The sequence below is a fragment of the Pseudosporangium ferrugineum genome, assembly GCF_003002065.1.
GTDB classification, from domain to species: Bacteria; Actinomycetota; Actinomycetes; order Mycobacteriales; family Micromonosporaceae; genus Actinoplanes; species Actinoplanes ferrugineus_A.
The window spans coordinates 1-19,598 of record NZ_PVZG01000010.1; the positions used below are offsets into that span (position 1 = coordinate 1).

Consider the following 19,598-nt stretch of genomic DNA (forward strand, 5'->3'; position numbering starts at 1 on the left):
GAGTACCCCCGAAAGGGCCTTTCCGCTCGACTTGCATGTGTTAAGCACGCCGCCAGCGTTCGTCCTGAGCCAGGATCAAACTCTCCAACAAAAACCTGTTGAACAATCCATCCCGGCAACATCAAATGCTGCCAAAGGAATCCAACCAGACCTCAGCCTGGCCAGGATAAATCATCAATTTGGCACTGGCTTATCAAGCACCCTGTTGAGTTCTCAAAGAACAACCACACACCGTTGAAAGAACCGCATTTCCGCGGCCCGTTCTCCGGGGCACTCGTTCAACCTTACTCCCGCTGTTTTCCCTCGTCAAATCCGGGGTTTTCCCGGTTCCGCCGAAAGGTGCGGACCCCATTCAGCACATCAGAAAAGCCGCGCACGGCTGTATCCGATGCTCTTTCTTGGGGTTTGGCAGGACGGCCGCTTGCGTCGTCCGTTTCCCTGCCGGCTCGAAGAACTTTACCCGGTCGGCTCCGCGGCTCCAAATCGGCCCCCCGAAGGGGTCCGGTCCGCACCACCCGGTCCAGTTGCGTACGGCATAGGTCACCGTGCGTACTGGGTTCTTCCGCCCGGGGAGAGGAACTCCCCCGCGGGCAGAGAGAAAGTTACGTCGAAGGTCTACGGAGCGTCAAATCGGGACGGGTTGACGTGGGTCACACCCGCTCGACCCCCGCGAACGTCCGCTTGCCCTTGCGCAGGACGAGGAACCGCCCGTGCAGCAGCGCCGACTCGGGAACGGTGGCCTCGGCGTCGGTGATCCGCTCGTTGTTCAGGTACGCCCCGCCCTCGGCGATCGTCCGCCGGGCCTCTCCCCCGCTCTTGACCAGCCCCGCCTGCTGCAGCAGCGCGGTGACGCCCGGAAGCTCCCCGCTGACCTCGGTCAGGCCGGCCTCGGACAGGGCGGCCCGCAGGGTGTCCGGGGACAGCTCCGCCAGGGAGCCCCGGCCGAACAGGGCCTGGCTGGCCGCCACGGCCTGCCGTGCCTCCTCCTCGCCGTGCACGAGGGCGGTGATCTCGAACGCCAGCTCGCGCTGGGCGAGGCGGGCCTGGGGACGCTCGGCGGTGGCCTTCTCCAGCTCCTCGATCTCCTCGCGGGACTTGAAGCTGAAGTAGCGCAGGTACTGCGAGACGTCGCGGTCGTCGGCGTTGACCCAGAACTGGTAGAACGCGTACGGCGAGGTCATGGCCGGGTCGAGCCAGACCGCACCGCCCTCGCTCTTGCCGAACTTGGTGCCGTCGGCCTTGAGCACCAGGGGGGTGGTGAACGCCTGGACCGGGCCGGCGCCGCGCCGGCGTACGAAATCGACCCCGGCGGTGATGTTGCCCCACTGGTCCGAGCCGCCGAACTGCAGCAGGCAGCCGTGCCGGGCGTGCAGCTCGTAGAAGTCGTTGGCCTGGAGCAGCTGGTAGCTGAACTCGGTGTAACTGATGCCGCTCTCGAGCCGGTTGCGCACCACGTCGCGGGCCAGCATCTTGTTGATCGGGAAGTGCTTGCCGACGTCCCGGAGGAAGTCGATCACCGACAGCGGGCCGGTCCAGTCGAGGTTGTTCACGATCGCGGCGGCGTTGTCGCCCTCGTACGCGACGAACGGCGCGAGCTGCGCGCGGACCCGCTCCACCCAGCCGGCGGTCACGTCGCTGGAGGTGAGGACCCGCTCGGAGGCCTTGCCGCTCGGGTCGCCGATCTGCCCCGTCGCGCCGCCGACCAGCAGCAGCGGCCGGTGCCCGGCGCGCTGGAGCCGGCGCGCGGTGACCACCTGCATGAGGTTGCCGACGTGCAGCGACGGCGCCGTGGGGTCGAAGCCCACGTAGAACGTGATCGAGCCGCCGTCGAGGTGCTTACGCAGCTCGTCGGGGTCGGTCGAGTCCTGGATCAGTCCGCGCCACTGCATGTCGTCAACGAGAGTCACCCCGCGATTGTCCTGCATCGCGCGGGTCCCCTGACAGCGGGTTTCCTTTCCCGGGCGTGCGAGGCTGGCCTGATGAGTCGTCTCGGTTCCGCCGCACCCCCCGTCGAGATGTCCCGGAAGAAGGCCGCCGACCAGCTGGAGGCGGCCCAGCAGCGGCTGCTCCGGCTCCGCCTGCTGCTGGGCGGCCAGCTGACCGGCCACAAGATAGGGCCGCCGCTGTGCGTGCTCTTCGAGGGCTGGGACGCCTCCGGCAAGGGCGGCGCCATCAAGCGGCTGGTCTCACCGCTCGACCCCCGGCACGTCCGCGTCTCGCAGTTCGCCGCGCCGACGTACGACGAGAAGCGGCACCACTTCCTGCAGCGGTTCTGGGCCGTGCTGCCGGGCTGGGGCGGCATGACCGTGCTCGACCGCTCCTGGTACGGCCGGGTCCTGGTGGAACGCGTCGAGGGCTTCGCGACCCGGGCGCAGTGGTCCCGGGCGTACGACGAGATCGTGGAGTTCGAACGCACCCTGACCGCCGAGGGCATGATCCTCATCAAGTTCTGGATGCACGTCTCCGAGGAGGAGCAGCTGCGCCGCTTCGAGAGCCGGGCGGCCGACCCGTTACGCGCGTGGAAGCTCACCGACGAGGACTGGCGTAACCGGGAGCGCCGCGGCGACTACGAGGCGGCCGTCGAGGAGATGATCGAGAAGACCGACCGGCCCAGCGCCGGGTGGCGGATCGTGCCCGGCGACAGCAAGCACTACGCGCGGGTCGCGGTGGCCGAGCACGTGTGCCACGTCGTGGAGCGCGAGCTGACCGCCCGCGGCTACGACCTCCACGACGCCGACTGAGCGACGGAGGGAGGGTCAGGCCCCGGCGGAGGAGGCCGAGGGCTCGTACGCCGGCAGGCTCAGCACCCGCCGGATCTCCTGCTGGACCTCCTCGGGCGACGGCCGCGCGTCCACGTCGTGCACGACCTCCTTGCGCCGGAACAGCTCGAGCACCGGCCGGGTCTTCTCGTGGTAGTCGCGCAGCCGGGCGGCAAGCGCCTCGGGGGTGTCGTCCTCGCGCTTGACCAGCTGGGTGCCGCAGATGTCGCAGCGGCCCTCGACCTCCGGCCGGTCGGCGATCAGGTTGTAGTCCATGCCGCAGCCGGGGCAGAGCCGGCGGCTGAGCACGCGGCGGCGGACCTCGTCGTCCGGCAGTTCGAGGTGGATGACGCCGTCGATGTCGTAGCTCTCCATGAAGAACTCGGCCTGGCGCCCGTTGCGGGGGAACCCGTCGATGACGAAGCCGAAGTTCCAGTCGTGCTGGTCCAGCCGGTCGCGCACCACGGACTCGACGAGGTCGTCGCCGACCAGCTCGCCGGCGTTCATCGCGCGGCGTACCTGGGCGCCGAGCTTGGTGTGGTTCTGCACGTGCCAGCGGAAGATGTCGCCGACGCTGATGTGCACCAGGTCCAGGCCGGTCTCGAGCAGCTCGCTCTGGGTGCCCTTGCCGCTGCCCTGCACTCCCATGATCACGTACTTGCGCATGGTGTCGTCCCTTCTCAGGCGGTGGCGCCCACGCGCAGCGGGCCCGGTGCCGTGCGTCCGTCGAGTTCGGTGGGATCGATGCTCCACCCTCCGGCGACACGCAGCACGTCGCGCTCCGAGACGAGCACGCCGGAGTCCTCCGGGAATTCGGCGGGCAGGCCTGCGGCGAGTTCGACCGGGCCGGGGTCGCCGTACCAGGAGGTGACGTCGCCGGTCTGTCCCACGTACCCGAAGGCCCGCAGCAGGGAACCGTCGTCGGCGCGCTGCCAGCGGTGGGTCTCGGTGACCCGGTGGGTGGCGAAGAACTGGACCTCGGTGTGCAGCTGTTCGGACAGTGTGGGCAGGTCGAGGACGGTGTCGGGGCGCAGCAGGTGCCGGCCGGCGGCAAGGACCCAGGTGCGGCCGCCGGCGCCGGGCAGCGGCGGGGTGACCGCGACCCGGTCGTCGGTCAGGTGTGCCAGGTCGATGCCGTCGCGCCAGCGCACCTCGCCGAGGTCGCGCAGGCCGAGGACGGCCAGCACCCCGGCCGGGTCGCCGTCGCGGACGGCCAGCCACGCCTGTTTGCCACCGAAACCGACCATGATGTCCTTGTTCACCGAATCCACGGTAGTGCTCAACCGCCCCTCAGCGCCGGTTATGCCCAGCCGTGGTCGCTACGCAGGGCCGCGGCCACCCGGTCGAAGCGCGCGCGGTCGAGGACCGCGCCCTCGCGCCGGATGCCGTCCTCGTCGACCTCCAGCACCCGGTCGAGCCGCACCCAGCTGGGCCGCGACTCGCGGTCCCACGATCCCGGGCCGAGGGCGAGCCAGTGGCGCTGGCCGTCCCGCTCGCTCTGGCTGGAAAGCATCAGGCCGAGCAGGGTACGGCCGTCGCGCCCGACCACCAGCACGGGCCGGTCCTTGCCCTGGCTCGGATCGTCCTCGTACTTCACCCAGGTCCAGACGATCTCGCCCGGGTCGGCGTCGCCGTCGAGGTTCGGCGCGTACTCCAGGCGGCGTCCCCGGCTCGCGGTGGGAACCTGCTGCGGGACCGGCCGCGCCGGCCGGGTGGTGCCCTGCGGGGCGGCGGCACGGCGGCCCACCACCCGGCGCAGCGTGCCGGCGATGCCGTTCAGAAGTCTGCTCACGCCCGGCACTGTAGCGAGCGGCGGGCCGCGCCTCGACGTCACGCCGGGCGGTAGGCCACCTCCGGGTCCAGCAGCGGCGCCCAGGACGGCCGCCAGCGCGCTTCGCGGGAGCCGATCTCGGTGCGCAGGTTGCCGAGCCACGGCCCGGACGGCCCGTTGTCCGCCCACCAGTCCGGCCACCCGTCGTAGCGGCGGTCCACCGTCACCGTGCCGGCCGTCGTCTCGATCCGCAGGAACAGCCAGCGGCCGTGGCTCTCGTCCGCCTCGGCGTCGCGCAGCCGGCGGACGAGGTCGCTCAGCTCCGCGAAGGACGCGGCCCAGCCGTCGCCGGGGCGTTCCTCCGGCGGGTGCTCGCCCTCCTGGGCCGCGGTCGAGGCGCTGTCGGCGTACATCAGAAGGGAGCAGCGGCCGTCGCCGGCCGGCGCGTGGCCGCGCAGCCAGGCCACGAGGTCGTCCAGGGCGGGCACCGGTGCCGGGACCGGCCGGGGGCGCTCCGGCTCGCGGCGCATCGCGTCCCAGACCAGCCGCTCGTGTCCGGACTCGCTGAGCGAGCGGACCCGGCGCCGGGCGGGTGGCGTGCCGGGCGGGACGCGGGGGACGACGGTCCCGGGCAGCAGGCCCGCCGTCGCGGCGACGGCGACTCCGGCGGGCAGATCCACGGGTACGCCGGTCAGCCGGCCGAGCAGGTCTCCGAGCGCCTCGGCGGTGAAGCCGCCGAGGAGGCGGGTGGCGGCCGAGCGGACGGCGTCGCGTTCCTCAGGGGTGTCGACGGTGTGCCGGCCCCACTGGAAGACGAATTCCTCGAGCTCCTGGCGGACGGCACCCTCGCCGAGGACCGGCCCGGCCGTCTGGCGCAGGCCGTCGTCCAGATCGTCCGGGTACGCGACGCGCTGCCAGGGACCGTCGCCCTCGTACCAGAGCACGTAGCCGAGCTGGTCGTCGGCCGCGAGCCGGGCCAGGTCGTCCCAGGGCAGCCAGTCCGGGGCGCCGGCGAGCAGGTCCAGGGCGGGTTCGGCGTACGTGGTGTCGCTGTACTCGTGGTCGTAGCCGTACAGGACAGCCCGGCCGTCCTCGACGAGGGCGAGGTGCGACCAGTTGCCGCCGCCGTCGTCGTGGTGGGCGCCGGTGGCTCCCACGCTCCAGACGTCCTCGTGGCCGAGCGGGGTCAGCGCGGCGGCCAGGGTGGCCCACCGCTGCCAGAGCAGGACGGGTGCGGGCAGGTCTGCGGTGCTGGTCACCGCCGCAGACTACTGAGCCTTCAGCGAGGCGATGAACGCGCGCCACGCCGCCCGGGGGAAGATCAGGGCCGGGCCGCCGGGATCCTTGCTGTCGCGTACGGCGACGATGTCCGGCAGGTTGTCGGCCACCTCGACGCAGTCGCCACCGTTGCTGCCGCTGCGGCTGCTCTTGTGCCATCGGGCACCGGTCAGGTCAGCCATCGCTCTCCTTGATGATCGCGCCGATGAGCTCCTCGGAGGCACGCTGATCGAGGGCCACCTGTTCCAGCTCCCGCCAGATGCCGCAATAAGTCTCCACTTCACGGGGCTTGTCGAGGTAGAGGGCGCCGGTCAGATTCTCGCTGTAGATGGTCGTGGGCTCGGGCGCCGCGGCCCCCACGGTGGGAAAGTCGAGAATGGTGAACGAACCGGCGCTGGACGCGATGTGCGGACCGGCCGAGAACGGCACCACGCGCACGCTGACCCCCGGGCGCTGGCAGATGTTCACCAGGTGGGCGAGCTGTTTCTGCATGCCGAGCGTGTCGGCGATGGTCCGGCGCAGCACCCCCTCGTCGACGATGACCTCGAGGGCCGGCGGGCGGGGGCTGTGCCGGCGCAGCAGCTCCTGGCGCTCGAGGCGTACGGCCACCGCGTTGCGCACGCCGGCCTCGTCGAGGTCGCTGCGTTTGCGGAACACCCATTCGGCGTACTCGCGGTTCTGCAGGAGGCCGGGGATCACGCTGGGCGCGTAGTGGCGCAACCGCTCGGCGGCCGTCTCCATGCCGACGTACAGCTCGAACCAGGCCGGCACGACATCGCCGTACGCGTGCCACCAGCCCTTGGCCTTGGATTCGCGCGCCAGGCCGACGAGCACCTCGGTGATCTGCTCGTTGGCGCCGTAGAACGCGCACATCGCGAGCACGTCGTGCTTGCGCAGGGACACCTCGCCGTTCTCGATGCGGTACATGCGGGCGCGGGAGAACTCGAGCTCCTCGGCCGCGGCCATCAGCGAGATGCCGGCCCGCTCGCGCAGCTGCTTCATCAGCCGGCCGGCCTGGCGTCTCGGGACGGTGGAACCTGTCTCGGCGGTCAAGGCCGGCCTCCTCTGTCGGGAAGTTTGCAGTTGTGCCGAACGAGACGACCGGATCGCCTGCAGCGAGACAGTGAGAATCCGGTTCCGGGAATCTCGCCCTCATCCATTGATGCCTGACACTAGGTCAAGCACGCTCCTCTGTGTAGTCCCCGCGTTGCTATCGGTCACTGCGGGGCGCGACGGGAGGATGCGATGGGGCTGGACACCGGCGGCGAGCGGCGAACGCCGATGACCCCGGCGCACGTACGGGTCCGGCGGGCGTTCCGGCGTACCCGCTGCACCTGCGGGCTGAGCTGGCCCTGCCCGGACCGCGAGCGGGACGAACGCCCCATCCCCGACGGCGAGGCCGCCCGGCCGCCCGGCCCCTGATCAGCGCCCGCGGTGAGCGGGCGGGATCTTATGTCTTCGTGTGTCGATCCTTAAGGGCTCCTGAGGTACGGCCCGGGGCCGCGGCCCGGCGGCGATAGTCGGTGGGCGCCGCCTCCGCGGCCGCCGGGTCGTGCCGTGGCACGGCCCGTCCCGACGAGTGCCCGAGGTGACCGAGTCCGTGGCCATGTCCGCTGCCCGACAGTTCCGGTACACGCTGGCGGCGGGTGCTACCGCCATCGTGATCGGGGTGGGGTTCACGGTGGTCGGGCTCAACCGGCATGCCGCCGAGCCGGCCGCCGAGCGGGCCGGTACGAACGCGCCGCTGGTCACCGAGGCGCCGATCGACCTGAACGGCGCGGGTGCCGGGCCCGACCTGCTGTCGGACGACTCCGCCGGGTCGTTGCCGCCCTCGGCACCGCCGGCGCCGGCGCCGGCCACGAGCAGCGCCGCGCCCGAGCCGACCACGGCGCCGCCGACGAGGAAGGCGACCAGCAAGCCGAAGCCGAAGGTGACCAGGCGGCCGACCACCGCGCCGCCCGCGCCGTCGGCCGGCGGCAGCGCGCCGGCGACCAGCGGCTCGATCCTCGAGCGGGTGCTCGGGCACATCAACGCGGCGCGGCGGGCGGAGGGGCTGCCGGCGTACACGCTGGACGATTCGCTGTCGAAGGCCGCCGCGCTGCACAACCGGCTGATGATCGGCGGTTGCGGGCTGTCGCACCAGTGTCCCGGCGAGGGCGGGATCGGCGACCGGTTCAGCGCGCAGGGCGTGCGGTGGAGCTCGGCCGGCGAGAACATCGGCTACGGCTCGGCGGGCGGCAGCGACGCGCAGATCGTCGCGGCGGCCGACGGGCTCACCGACAGCATGCTCGCCGAGGTCCCGCCCGAGGACGGCCACCGCAAGAACCTGTTGAGCAGCGGCTTCGAGCGGATCGGCCTGAGCGTGGTGCGCGACGGGGACGGTCTCGTCTGGATGACCCAGGACTTCGTGGGATGAGCGGGAGGAGCGGCGCGAGCGGGCCCGCCCGGCGGCGCCGGCGCCGGCGTCCCGAGTTCGGGCCGACCCGGCCGTTCGGCCCGAGCCGCCCCGAGGGCTGCTGCGGCCCGGTGCAGCGGCGCCGGCCGAAAGGCCCGACGCGGCCGACCAGCTGACGCTGTGCTTCGCTGGTGACGTGACGTATCCCTGGCTCGAGCTCCCCGCGGACAAGGTCGACGAGGCGGCGCGGCAGCTGCTCGGCTGGCGGCTCACCGCCGGCGGCGTGACCGTACGGCTGACCGAGGTGGAGGCGTACAGCGGGCTGGGCCGGGACCCCGCCAGCCACGCGCACCGCGGGATGACCGGCCGCAACGAGGTGATGTTCGGCCCCGCCGGAGCGCTGTACGTCTACCAGATCTACGGCATGCACTTCTGCGCCAACGTGGTGTGCGGCGAGCCGGGGGTGGCCTCGGCGGTCCTGCTGCGCGCCGGTGAGGTCGTCGGCGGGCTCGAGGCGGCGCGTGCCCGGCGCCCCGCCGCGAAGCGGGACCGGGATCTCGGGGCCGGCCCCGCCAAGCTCATGCAGGTGCTGGCGCTCGACCGCCGGGCGAACGGCACGTCGGTGGTGGACGGCACCGGGCCCGCGACGTTGCACGAGCCGGACCGCCCGGTGGGCGCGATCGAGGCGGGGCCGCGGGTCGGGGTGACCGCCGCGCACGACGTGCCGTGGCGGTTCTGGATCGCCGGGGACCCGACGGTGAGCGCGTACCGGCGGCATGTTCCGCGCAAAAAGCCGGAACTGCCCGTACGGGAGCGCACCGGGCGCTAACGTCCGGTGCGGTGAGATCCCGACTGGTGTTGCTGCTGCTGGACGTGCTGTGCCTGGCCGGCGTGCTGTGGTGCGCCTGGCTGATCGCCGGGCTGCTGCGCGGGGAGGCACCGCTGGCGACCGGGGTCGCGGTCCCGGTGGCCGCCGCGCTGGTGCTGCCCGGTTTCATCGCCGGGATCGTGACCAACCGGCGGGCGCTGCGCGGGCGCCGGCCGCAGAGCTGGTTCATCCGCGAGGTGTGGGCGCCGCCGGTCGAGCTGCCCCGCTGGGCGCTGGCCGCGGCCGGGGTGGCCGTGCTGGCCTTCTGGGTCGCGGGGATCAGCGCCTTCGCCGGGATCAGCGAGAACCCCCGGCCGGGCGACCAGGCGCAGGACCGGCAGGTCCGCCACGAGCAGCGCTTCGCCCTGGGGGTGCTGGGCGGCGTCGGCGTGGGTGGCACGGCGACGGCCGCGGCGACGCTGATCCGGGACCGGCGCAGCCGTTCACCTTATTGACAGGTGCCGATATTGGCGTGCTTCTATTACTTCCAGTTTGACAACGTTGTCACGTTGTTCTCCTGGAAGGGACGGCACTCCCATGCTCCGTACCCTCGCCGCGGCGGTCCTCCTCACCGCCGCAGCACTCTCCGTTCCGCAGGCGGCAGCCGCCGCCGAGCTGAACCTCACCCAGTACGTCAACCCGCTGGTCGGCACCGACGACAGCAACTCGCCCAACCCGGTCGGCGGCGGCGCCGGCGGGAGCACCTTCCCCGGCGCCACCGTGCCGTTCGGGATGGTGCAGTTCAGCCCCGACACCCCCAGCGCCTCCCCGTCGGGCTACCGCGACCGCGACCGCACCATCGAGTCGTTCAGCCTCACCCACTTCAACGGCGCCGGCTGCCCGAACAACGAGGACCTGCCGATCCTGCCGGTCACCGGCAACCTCGGCTCCTCGCCCGGCTCGGCCTGGACCAGCTACGCCTCGGCGTACACGAAGTCCAACGAGGTCGCGTCGCCCGGCTACTACAAGAACCGGCTCGACAAGTACGGCGTGGACGCGGAACTGAGCGCCACCACGCGTACGGGCGCCCTGCGGCTCGTCTATCCGGCGAGCACCACCGCGCGGGTGCTGATCAACGCCAGCCGCTCGGCCACCGGCGACCGCGACGGCACCGTCACCATCAGCGGCAACCGCGTCTCGGGCGAGCACACCGCCGGCGGCTTCTGCGGCGGCCGGACGTTCAAGATGTACTACTCGATCCTGTTCGACCGCGCGCCCACCGGCGTCGGGACGTTCAAGGGCTCGTCGATCAGCGCCGGCTCCACCAGCACGAGCGGGACGCAGACGGGCGCGTACGTCACCTTCGACACCACGTCGAACGCGGTGGTCAACGCGACGATCGGCATCTCCTTCGTGAGCGTGGCCAACGCGCAGAACAACGCCACGGCCGAGGCGGCGAGCTTCGCGACCGTACGCGGCAACGCCTCCTCCGCCTGGAACACCGCGCTGAACCGCATCCAGGTCACCGGCGGCGCCACCGCCGACCTGCAGAAGTTCTACACGGCGCTTTACCACGTGCTGCAGAACCCGAACATCTCGAGCGACACCAACGGCGAGTACCGGGGCTTCGACAACGCCGTGCACACCGCCTCGCACCCCGTCTACCAGAACTACTCGGGCTGGGACATCTACCGCTCCTGGGCGTCGCTGGTGGCCCTGATCGCCCCGGACGTGATGAGCGACATCGTCAAGTCCATGGTCCTCGACGGCCAGCAGGGCGGCCTGCTGCCGAAGTGGTCGCACCAGACGATCGAGGACTTCGTGATGCCCGGCGACCCCGGGCCGATCATCGTGGCCAGCGCGTACGCGTTCGGCGCCCGCGGCTTCGACCAGGCCGCGGCGCTGGCGCTGATGAAGAAGAGCGCGTCCGGCGGCAGCACCCAGGGCTACGTGCTGCGCGGCAACCAGAGCGTCTACCAGAACAGCGGCTACATCCCCGGAAACCCGTCGGAGACCCTCGAGTACGCGGCCTCCGACTTCGCCGTGGCCCAGTTCGCCAAGGCGCAGGGCGACACCGCGGCGTACAACACGTACAGCACGCGCTCGCAGAGCTGGCGCAACCTGTTCAACGGTGAGTCGTCGTACATCCACACCCGCGAGGGCGGCGGGGGCTGGTCCCAGCCGCTGAACCCGGCGCAGGAGAGCCCGTACGTCGAGGGCAACGCCGCCCAGTACTCGTGGATGGTCCCGCACAACCTCGGCGGCCTGATCACGCTGATGGGCGGCCCGGCCACCGCGGTGCAGCGCCTCGACCACCACTTCACCGAGCTCAACGGCGGGCTCGTGCGGCCGTACTTCTACATCGGCAACGAGCCCGAGCACAACGTGCCGTGGACGTACAACGCGGCGCGCAAGCCGGCCGGTACCAGCGACGCGGTCCGCCGGGTCATGACCGAGTCCTTCACCACCGGCGCGGGCGGCCTGCCCGGCAACGACGACCTCGGCGCCACCTCCGCCTGGTACGTCTGGTCCGCCCTGGGCTTCTACCCGGTCACCCCGGGCGCGGACACCCTGGCGGTGCACGGGGCGCTGTTCCCGAGCGTGCTCATCCAGCGCGGCCCCGGCGACATCACCGTCACCGGCGGCAGCGCCGCCAACCGCTACGTGCAGACCCTGTCCGTCGACGGCTCGGCGACCAGCCACAGCTACTTCCGGTACGGCGACATCGCGGACGGCGGCACCGTCGCGTTCACCCAGGGCTCCAGCCCGTCCGCGTGGGGCACCGGCGCGGGCGACGTACCCCCGAGCTTCGGCGACGGCCGCAACCAGCCGATCGCCGAGCCGGACCTGGGGGCGAACCTGGCCGCGGGCCGCACCGCGACCGGCACGGCGTCCTGCAACAGCGCCGAGTCCCCGGCCAAGGCGGTCGACGGCGCGATCGCCGGCAACAGCAAGTTCTGTTCCGCCTCGGCGCCGCAGTTGCAGGTGGACCTCGGCTCGGCGCGTACGGTGAGCTCGTTCGTGGTCAAGCACGCCGGGCTCGGCGGCGAGCCGACGAACTGGAACACCGGCGCGTACACGATCTCCACGAGCACGGACGGCTCCTCCTGGAGCGCCGCCGTCACCGTCACCGGGGCGCGGGCGAGCCGCAGCTACCTGCCGTTCCCGGCGCGCACCGCCCGCTACGTGCGGCTGGACGCGAGCCAGCCGGCCAACGACGGGAGCGGCACCGCCCGCCTCTACGAGCTCGAGGTGTACGGCAGCAGCAGCGCCCCCACCGACCTGGCCCTGCGCAGCCCGTCCACGTCGGACTCGTCGTGCGGGGCGGCCGAGGGCCCGGACAAGGCGTTCAACGGCAGCTGGCTGGGCGGCTGGGCCGACAAGTGGTGCTCGACGGGCGCCACGAAGTGGGTGCAGGCCGACCTCGGCAGCCGCCGGCGGGTGTCCACCGTGGTGATCCGACACGCCGGTGCCGGCGGCGAATATCCGGCCTGGAACACCCGCGACTTCGACGTCCAGACCTCGGACGACGGGTCCTCGTGGACCACCCGGGCACAGGTCCGCGGCAACACCGCGGACAGCACCTCGACAGCGGTCGATGTCGATGCCCGGTATCTTCGTATATCCGTGGTGACGCCCGCCTCCGACGGAAACGCCGCCGCGCGCCTCTACGAAGTGCTCGTGAACTGAGATACCCCCGGGGTGGGGGTCGGGTCCCGCGACTCCCACCCCGGGCCTCAGCCCGTCCGGCGGTTCAGACCGTGGCGATCGTGTAGGCCACCTCGTCGACCAGCTCGCGGGCCAGGAACCCGGTACGCCCGAACCGTGGCGCCAGCCGCTGGCCGCTCACCGAATGCGCGAACGCCGCCCAGCACGCCGCCTGCGCCGGCTCGGCACCGCGGCCCAGCAGCCCGGCCACGATCCCGGCGCGCACGTCGCCGCTGCCCGACGTGCCCAGCCCGGCGTCGCCGCTCTCCTCGCGCCAGGCCCGCCCGTCCGGGGCGGCGATGTGCCCGTAGAGCGAGACCGTGCAGTCGTAGCGGTGCGCCAGCTCCCTCGCCTCGGCGGCCAGGTCCTCGCGCGGCTTGCGGCCCAGCAGGTGCTCGGCCTCGGTCACGTTCGGGGTGAGGACCACCGGCTGCGGGCGGCCGGCGAGCAGGTCCGGCTCCTTGCTGAGGGCGCCCAGGGCGTACGCGTCCAGCACCACCGCGGCCTCCTTGCCGGCGGCGTCCAGCACCCGGTGCAGCAGCCGCCCGGTCTCGCCCACGTCGTCGAGGCCGGACCCGATGGCCAGCACGTCCGCGCCGGCGGCGAGTTCCAGCAGCTGGTCCGGTACGTCCCCGGCGACCGAGCCGCCGTCGGTCTCGGGCAGGCCCACGACCTTGGCCTCGGGCACCGCGATGCTCAGCGCCGCCGCGGTCGACCCGGTCACCGCGAGTTGCAGCCGCCCGGCGCCGGCCCGCAGCGCCGCCACCCCGGCGAGCAGCACCGCCCCGGGCGTGAACCGGGACCCGCCGACGACCAGCACGGTCCCCCGCGACTCCTTGCCGCCCTGCGGGTCCGGCAGCGGCCACGCGCGCAGCACCCGAGGGGTGATGACCTGCTCCTCAGACGGGCTCGGCATCGACGTCCTCCTGCCTCGTGGCGGGTGCGCCCTCCCGGTGCAGGTGGACGACCTCGTTGAACAGCTCCGCCCGCAGCGCGCCGCCGTGCCGCCGCCAGCTGCTGATCGAGCAGTTGGCCACCGTGGTGGCGTGCGCGACCTCCATCAGCTCGGCCTCGCTGAGCCGCTCCGCGAGGTAGCGTACGAGCAGCACGGTCGCCTCGTGGCCGAACAGCAGGACCCGCCCGTCCAGGTGATCCGCGCGCAGCTCCCGCAGCAGGGCGCGCAGCCGCAGCAGCACGTCGGCCCAGGACTCGCCGCCGGGCGGCCGGTAGTAGAACTTGCCGAGCCGGGCCCGCCGCGCGAACTCCTCCGGCAGCCGCGCCCGCACCCCGCGCGCGGTCAGCAGGTCGAGCACGCCCAGCTCGCGGTCCCGCAGCCGCTCGTCGACCACCATGTCGATGCCGCTGCCGGCCAGCGCCAGCTCGGCGGTCTGCCGGGTCCGCAGGTACGGCGACACGACCGCCACCCCGGGCCGCTCGTCCCCGGGCAGCCCGGCGAGCCATGCGCCCACCGCCTCAGCCTGCTCACGCCCGGTGCCGGACAACGGCACGTCGGCGTCCCGCTCCGGAATCTCGATCGCCTCGAGCCCGCCGGTCTCGGCTTCCTCGGCGATCACATTGCCCGTACTCTGGCCGTGCCGGACGACCCCGAGCCACTGCAGTTGCTCCATGACCCGCTCTTTACCCGTCCGGCGGCACGCTACGCCGCAGAAGGAGTGGCCATGCACGTCGCGTCCCTCATCGTCGACCCCGCCTACCGGATCGGGGAGGTGGATCCCCGGCTGTACGGCTCGTTCGTCGAGCATCTGGGCCGCTGCGTCTACACGGGCATCTACGAGCCCGGACACCCGAGCGCCGACCCGGACGGCTTCCGGACGGACGTCACGGAGCTGGTCCGGGAGCTGGGTGTGCCGATCGTGCGCTACCCCGGCGGGAACTTCGTCTCCGGCTACCGCTGGGAGGACGGGATCGGTCCGGTGTCCGAGCGGCCGGCCCGCCTGGATCTGGCCTGGCGCTCGCTGGAGACGAACCGGGTCGGGGTCGGCGAGTTCGTCGCCTGGGCGCGTACGGCCGGGGTCGAACCGATGATGGCGGTCAACCTCGGCACCCGGGGCCTCGACGCCGCCCGGTCGCTGGTGGAGTACTGCAACCTGCCCGGCGGCACCTACTGGTCCGATCTGCGGGGCGGTTCGCCGTACGGAATCCGGACCTGGTGTCTGGGCAACGAGATGGACGGGCCCTGGCAGATCGGGCACAAGACCGCCCACGAGTACGGCCGCCTCGCGCTGGAGACGGCCAAGGCGATGCGCCAGGTCGACCCGTCGATCGAGCTCGTCGCGTGCGGCAGCTCCAGCCGGCAGATGCCCACCTTCGGGGCGTGGGAGGCGACCGTGCTGGGTGAGACGTACGACGCGGTCGACTACGTGTCGATGCACGCGTACTACCAGCAGCACGGCGACGACCGGGACAGCTTCCTGGCGGCGGCCACGGACATGGACGGCTTCATCGACGACCTGGTGGCCACGGCCGACCACGTCCGCGCCGTGGGCCGGCACCGCAAGCGGCTGCACCTCAGCTTCGACGAGTGGAACGTCTGGTACCAGAGCCGCTTCGCCGGAGAGACCCACCTGGAGATCGCGGAGACCCCGCGGCTGATCGAGGACGTCTACTCGGTCACCGACGCGGTGGTGGTCGGCAACCTGCTGATCAGCCTGCTGCGGCACGCCGACCGGGTGCGCATCGGCTGCCTCGCCCAGCTGGTCAACGTGATCGCCCCGATCATGACCGAGCCGGGCGGGGAGGTGTGGCGGCAGGCGTCGTTCCACCCGTTCGCCCTCACGTCGCGGTACGGCCGCGGCACGGTCCTGCGCCCCGCGATCGACTCTCCCGTGCACGAGACGCAGCGGTACGGCGAGGTGCCGCTGCTCGACGCGGTCGCGGTGCAGTCCGCGGACGAGGTGGTGATCTTCGCCGTGAACCGGTCGCAGACCACGCCGATGGCGCTCGGGGTGGACGTACGGTCGCTGTCGCCGGCCCGGGCCACCCACACGGCCCTCTTCGACGACGACCCGGACGCGGTGAACACCCGCGAGCAGCCCGATCGGGTGACACCGCGCGCCCTGGACGACCCGGAGCTGGACGGCGGCCGGCTGGAGGCGGTGCTGCCACCGCTGTCCTGGAACATGATCCGGCTCGGCTGACCGCTTGTTAAATCTCCATAAAGTCGACCCAGTTAGTAGACAAGGCAGGGATTCTCGCCGAGACTCAGGCGATGGATCTCACCCTGGCGCTCGCCGGACTCGGCGTCGGCATCGTGGTCGGCCTCACCGGCATGGGCGGCGGCGCCCTCATGACCCCCATCCTGGTGCTCGTCTTCGGCGTGCCGCCGGTCGCCGCGGTCTCCAGCGACCTCGCCGCCAGCGCCGTGATGAAGCCCTTCGGCGGCTGGGTGCACGCCCGCCGCGGCACGGTGAACTGGCGGCTCGTCGGCTGGCTCTGCCTCGGCAGCGTGCCCAGCGCCTTCCTCGGGGTCCTCGTGCTGCGCCTGCTCGGCGACGACGCCTCGGTCCAGCACACGATCAAGGTCGCGCTCGGCGTGGCCCTCCTGCTCGCCGCCGGCGGCCTGCTCCTCAAGGCCTGGGTGAGCCGCCGCCAGCGCGGCGACGCCCCGCCCCAGCCGATCACCGTACGCCCGCTGCCGACGATCCTGCTCGGCGTCGGCGGCGGCCTGATCGTGGGCCTGACCAGCGTCGGCTCCGGCTCCCTGATCATCGTGGCGCTGCTCGCCCTCTACCCGAAGCTGCGCGCCAACGACCTCGTCGGCACCGACCTCGTCCAGGCCGTCCCGCTGGTCCTGTCCGCCGCCCTCGGCCACGCCTTCTTCGGCGACCTCCAGCTCGACCTCACCGCCGCCGTCCTGCTCGGCTCGATCCCCGGCGTCCTGATCGGCGCCCGCATCTCGTCCCGCGCCCCGGGCGGCATCGTCCGGACGGCGCTGGTGATCGTGCTGCTGGCCAGCGCCCTCAAACTGCTCGACGTCCCGACCCTCACGGTCGGCCTCGCCACCGGCACGGCGGTCCTGATCGCGGCCGGCCTGGCGATCGCCCGCCGGGCCCGCACGCCGCGCGAGGCAGCCGAGCTCGCGGCCCCGGCCGGCCGGACCGACGAGGACAAGGTCCCCGTCTGAGCGACGGGGGCGCCGACCGGACGGACGGCACCCCCGAAGTCGTCGTCAGCGCGGGACGACCGGTTCGATCGCCCACTCGCGCCAGCCGTCCAGCTTGTCCGACGCCGTCTGCAGCTGGTCGGCGACCGGGCCCGGGCCGGTCGAGCCGGGCGTGGTCCGTCCGGCCAGGGCGCTGCGGACGGACAGGACCTGGCGTACGGCCGGGTCGAGGTGCTCGCTGACCGTCTTCAGGTCCTCGTCGCTGACGTCCTCGAGCTCGCACTCGCGGGCCGCGCACAGGGCGACGAGGCGGCCGGTGATCTCGTGCGCGTCGCGGAACGGGACGTTGCGGCGCACCAGCCAGTCCGCGACCTCCGTGGCCAGGGAGAACCCGACCGGCGCGGCGGCGGCGAGCTTGTCCACCCGTACGGTCATCGTCGAGATCATGCCCGCCAGGGCCGGCAGCAGCAGCTGGAGCGTGTCGATCGCGTCGAAGACGGGTTCCTTGTCCTCCTGCATGTCGCGGTCGTAGGTGAGCGGCAGGCCCTTGAGCATGGTCAGCACCGCGACCAGGCCGCCGATCAGCCGGCCCGCCTTGCCGCGGGCCAGCTCGGCGATGTCGGCGTTCTTCTTCTGCGGCATGATCGACGAGCCGGTGGCGAACGCGTCGTCGAGGATCACCCAGCCGAACTCGGTGGAGGTCCAGAGCACCACCTCCTCGCCGAGGCGGGACAGGTGCACGCCGATCAGGCTGGTGATGAAGAGGAACTCGGCCACGAAGTCGCGGTCCGCCACGCCGTCCATCGAATTCTGCACCGGCGCCTTGAAGCCCAGCTCCTTGGCGACCGCGGCCGGGTCCAGCGGCAGCGACGAACCGGCCAGCGCGCCCGAGCCCAGCGGCGAGATGGCCGTCCGCTCGTCCCAGTCCCGCAGCCGCTCCAGGTCGCGCAGCAGCGGCTGGACGTGGGCGAGCAGCCAGTGCCCGAAGCTGACCGGCTGGGCGTGCTGCACGTGGGTCAGGCCGGGGGCCGGGGTGTCGATGTGCCGGCCGGCCTGCTCCATCAGCGCGTCGGCCAGCTCGACCACGGCGGCGGCCACCCCGCGGGCGTGGTCGCGCAGGTACAGCCGCAGGTCGGTGGCGACCTGGTCGTTGCGGGAACGGCCGGCGCGCAGCTTGCCGCCGAGCGCGCCCAGCCGCTCCAGCAGGCCGCGTTCGAGCGCGGTGTGCACGTCCTCGTCCTCGACGGTCGGGCGGAACTCCCCCGCCGCGCACGCCGACTCGAGGTCGTCCAGGGCCGCCAGCATCCTGCCGAGCTCGTCGGCGTCCAGCAGGCCGGCGCCGGCCAGCACCCGCGCGTGCGCCCGCGAGGCGGCGATGTCGTACGGCGCCAGCCGCCAGTCGAAGTGCACGCTCACGCTCAGCCGCGCCAGCGCATCGGCCGGTCCACCGGCGAACCGGCCACCCCACAGCCTGGTCGGACCTTCGGTCTCCGGCACTGCTCACTCCTCAGCTATAGGTCGGATATGGCAACGATAGGGTCGACTCCATGACGCTCGACCTGCACGATGATGTTGTCTCATTGACCCGCGCGCTCTGCGACATCCCCTCGGTCAGCGGCGCGGAGGCCGCGCTCGCCGACGCCGTGGAGGCCGCGCTGCGCAAGCTCGGGCACCTCGAGGTGCTGCGCGACGGCGACGCCGTGGTGGCGCGGACGAACCTCGGGCGGGACCGCCGCATCGTGCTCGCCGGCCACCTCGACACCGTGCCGATCAAGGACAACCTGCCCACCTGGACCACCGGCGAGGGCGACGCCGAGCTCCTGTACGGCCGCGGCACCTGCGACATGAAGGCGGGCCTGGCCACCCAGCTGCGCATCGCCGCCACGGTCACCGAGCCCCGGCACGATCTCACCCTCGTCTGCTACGACAACGAGGAGGTCGCGTCGGTGAAGAACGGGCTCGGCCGCCTGGTCCGCAACCACCCCGAGTGGCTGGCCGGCGACTTCGCCATCCTCGGCGAGCCGTCGAACGCCGGCGTCGAGGGCGGCTGCCAGGGCACCATGCGGGTGCGGATCACCCTGGCCGGCAAGGCCTCGCACGCGGCACGCGCGTGGGCGGGCCGCAACGCGATCCACCTCGCGGCGCCGGTGCTGGCGATCCTGGCGGCGTACGAGCCGCGGCGCGTGACGGTCGACGGCCTCGAATACCGCGAGGGCCTCAACGCGGTCAACATCCAGGGCGGCATCGCCGGCAACGTGATCCCGGACGCGTGCGTCGTCGACATCAACCACCGCTTCGCCCCGGACCGCAGCGTCGACGACGCGTACGCCCACCTGTGCGAGGTCTTCGCCGGCTACGACCTGGAGATCCGCGACCAGGCCCCGGGCGCCCGCCCCGGCCTGGACCTGCCGGCCGCCGCGGAGTTCGTGGCCGTGGTGGGCCGCGAGCCGGCGCCGAAGTTCGGCTGGACGGACGTGGCCCGCTTCGCCGAACTCGGCATCCCGGCCGTCAACTACGCCCCGGGCGACCCGCTGCTCGCCCACACCGACGACGAACACGTCCCCACCGCCCAGATCCGCGAATGCGAACGGGTCCTCCGCGACTGGTTGAGCTGATATATGGCCTCGCTTCGCTCGGCGGGCACTGCGCCCCGGGGAGGTCGTTGTCGGGGGCGCCGTTTTCTGGAACGGAAAGGGCGCCCTTCCAGAAAACGACACCCCCGACAACGACGGGCGCAGTGCGACTCTGGTTGCGGT

At 72.3% G+C, this 19,598-nt stretch carries 19 protein-coding genes and 1 rRNA gene; 9 read left to right on the forward strand and 11 right to left on the reverse strand.

Annotated elements, in window-relative coordinates; translation table 11 throughout:
- Together CLV70_RS20990 and tyrS are read right to left on the reverse strand one after the other, a co-directional pair.
- Positions 1-91: ribosomal RNA gene (locus CLV70_RS20990) — 16S ribosomal RNA — on the reverse strand; the annotation flags it as partial.
- A 559-nt stretch (positions 92-650) separates the two neighbouring features.
- The gene (gene tyrS / locus CLV70_RS20995; protein WP_106128255.1) at positions 651-1,925 is read right to left on the reverse strand and encodes a tyrosine--tRNA ligase; all 1,275 of its coding nucleotides are present in this window, start codon (positions 1,923-1,925) and stop codon (positions 651-653) included.
- A gap of 54 nt (positions 1,926-1,979) precedes the next feature.
- Here tyrS and CLV70_RS21000 point away from each other — a divergent pair, with 54 nt between their 5' ends.
- A complete protein-coding gene (locus tag CLV70_RS21000) occupies positions 1,980-2,741 on the forward strand; it encodes a polyphosphate kinase 2 family protein (RefSeq protein WP_106128256.1) in 762 nt (253 codons plus the stop codon).
- 15 nt (positions 2,742-2,756) lie between these two features.
- Here CLV70_RS21000 and CLV70_RS21005 read toward each other — a convergent pair whose 3' ends face one another.
- The 6 genes from CLV70_RS21005 to CLV70_RS21030 form a co-directional block, all read right to left on the reverse strand.
- Positions 2,757-3,425: an adenylate kinase family protein gene (locus tag CLV70_RS21005; RefSeq protein ID WP_106128257.1), complete on the reverse strand. Its 669-nt coding sequence runs from the start codon at positions 3,423-3,425 to the stop codon at positions 2,757-2,759.
- A 14-nt stretch (positions 3,426-3,439) separates the two neighbouring features.
- On the reverse strand, positions 3,440-4,021 hold the full coding sequence (locus CLV70_RS21010) for a hypothetical protein (RefSeq protein ID WP_245908368.1): 582 nt from the start codon (positions 4,019-4,021) through the stop codon (positions 3,440-3,442).
- A gap of 38 nt (positions 4,022-4,059) precedes the next feature.
- Positions 4,060-4,509, reverse strand: coding sequence for a type II toxin-antitoxin system PemK/MazF family toxin (locus CLV70_RS21015; protein ID WP_245908394.1), 450 nt, complete (start codon positions 4,507-4,509; stop codon positions 4,060-4,062).
- An 80-nt stretch (positions 4,510-4,589) separates the two neighbouring features.
- The gene (locus CLV70_RS21020) at positions 4,590-5,789 is read right to left on the reverse strand and encodes a hypothetical protein (protein ID WP_106128259.1); all 1,200 of its coding nucleotides are present in this window, start codon (positions 5,787-5,789) and stop codon (positions 4,590-4,592) included.
- 9 nt (positions 5,790-5,798) lie between these two features.
- A complete protein-coding gene (locus CLV70_RS21025) occupies positions 5,799-5,990 on the reverse strand; it encodes a DUF397 domain-containing protein (protein WP_106128260.1) in 192 nt (63 codons plus the stop codon).
- Entirely contained in the window at positions 5,983-6,810 is an 828-nt protein-coding gene (locus CLV70_RS21030) for a helix-turn-helix domain-containing protein (protein ID WP_106128261.1), read from the reverse strand. Before CLV70_RS21030 ends, CLV70_RS21025 begins: the two co-directional genes overlap by 8 nt.
- Before the next feature lie 243 nt (positions 6,811-7,053).
- Between CLV70_RS21030 and CLV70_RS39750 the strand changes: the two genes are divergently transcribed.
- From CLV70_RS39750 to CLV70_RS21050, 5 genes are all read left to right on the forward strand, one after another.
- Entirely contained in the window at positions 7,054-7,230 is a 177-nt protein-coding gene (locus tag CLV70_RS39750) for a hypothetical protein (protein ID WP_158277793.1), read from the forward strand.
- 184 nt (positions 7,231-7,414) lie between these two features.
- Positions 7,415-8,224: a CAP domain-containing protein gene (locus CLV70_RS21035; RefSeq protein WP_245908369.1), complete on the forward strand. Its 810-nt coding sequence runs from the start codon at positions 7,415-7,417 to the stop codon at positions 8,222-8,224.
- A 175-nt stretch (positions 8,225-8,399) separates the two neighbouring features.
- A complete protein-coding gene (locus CLV70_RS21040) occupies positions 8,400-9,032 on the forward strand; it encodes a DNA-3-methyladenine glycosylase (protein ID WP_106128262.1) in 633 nt (210 codons plus the stop codon).
- 11 nt (positions 9,033-9,043) lie between these two features.
- A complete protein-coding gene (locus CLV70_RS39755) occupies positions 9,044-9,526 on the forward strand; it encodes a hypothetical protein (RefSeq protein ID WP_158277794.1) in 483 nt (160 codons plus the stop codon).
- A gap of 82 nt (positions 9,527-9,608) precedes the next feature.
- The gene (locus CLV70_RS21050; RefSeq protein WP_106128263.1) at positions 9,609-12,701 is read left to right on the forward strand and encodes a GH92 family glycosyl hydrolase; all 3,093 of its coding nucleotides are present in this window, start codon (positions 9,609-9,611) and stop codon (positions 12,699-12,701) included.
- Positions 12,702-12,765: 64 nt separating this feature from the next.
- Here CLV70_RS21050 and CLV70_RS21055 read toward each other — a convergent pair whose 3' ends face one another.
- Positions 12,766-13,635 (reverse strand): NAD(P)H-hydrate dehydratase, encoded by an 870-nt coding sequence (locus CLV70_RS21055; protein ID WP_106128264.1) that lies wholly within the window; start codon positions 13,633-13,635, stop codon positions 12,766-12,768.
- On the reverse strand, positions 13,619-14,347 hold the full coding sequence (locus CLV70_RS21060) for a histidine phosphatase family protein (protein WP_106128265.1): 729 nt from the start codon (positions 14,345-14,347) through the stop codon (positions 13,619-13,621). Before CLV70_RS21060 ends, CLV70_RS21055 begins: the two co-directional genes overlap by 17 nt.
- Before the next feature lie 51 nt (positions 14,348-14,398).
- Between CLV70_RS21060 and arfA the strand changes: the two genes are divergently transcribed.
- Entirely contained in the window at positions 14,399-15,877 is a 1,479-nt protein-coding gene (arfA, locus tag CLV70_RS21065; protein WP_106128266.1) for an arabinosylfuranosidase ArfA, read from the forward strand.
- Between the two features lie 71 nt (positions 15,878-15,948).
- Entirely contained in the window at positions 15,949-16,863 is a 915-nt protein-coding gene (locus CLV70_RS21070) for a sulfite exporter TauE/SafE family protein (protein ID WP_106128267.1), read from the forward strand.
- 45 nt (positions 16,864-16,908) lie between these two features.
- Here the strand turns inward: CLV70_RS21070 and argH are convergent, their stop codons facing one another.
- Entirely contained in the window at positions 16,909-18,339 is a 1,431-nt protein-coding gene (gene argH / locus CLV70_RS21075; RefSeq protein ID WP_106128268.1) for an argininosuccinate lyase, read from the reverse strand.
- A 50-nt stretch (positions 18,340-18,389) separates the two neighbouring features.
- Between argH and dapE the strand changes: the two genes are divergently transcribed.
- Positions 18,390-19,457: a succinyl-diaminopimelate desuccinylase gene (dapE, locus tag CLV70_RS21080; RefSeq protein ID WP_106128269.1), complete on the forward strand. Its 1,068-nt coding sequence runs from the start codon at positions 18,390-18,392 to the stop codon at positions 19,455-19,457.
- Positions 19,458-19,598 lie beyond the last annotated feature (141 nt).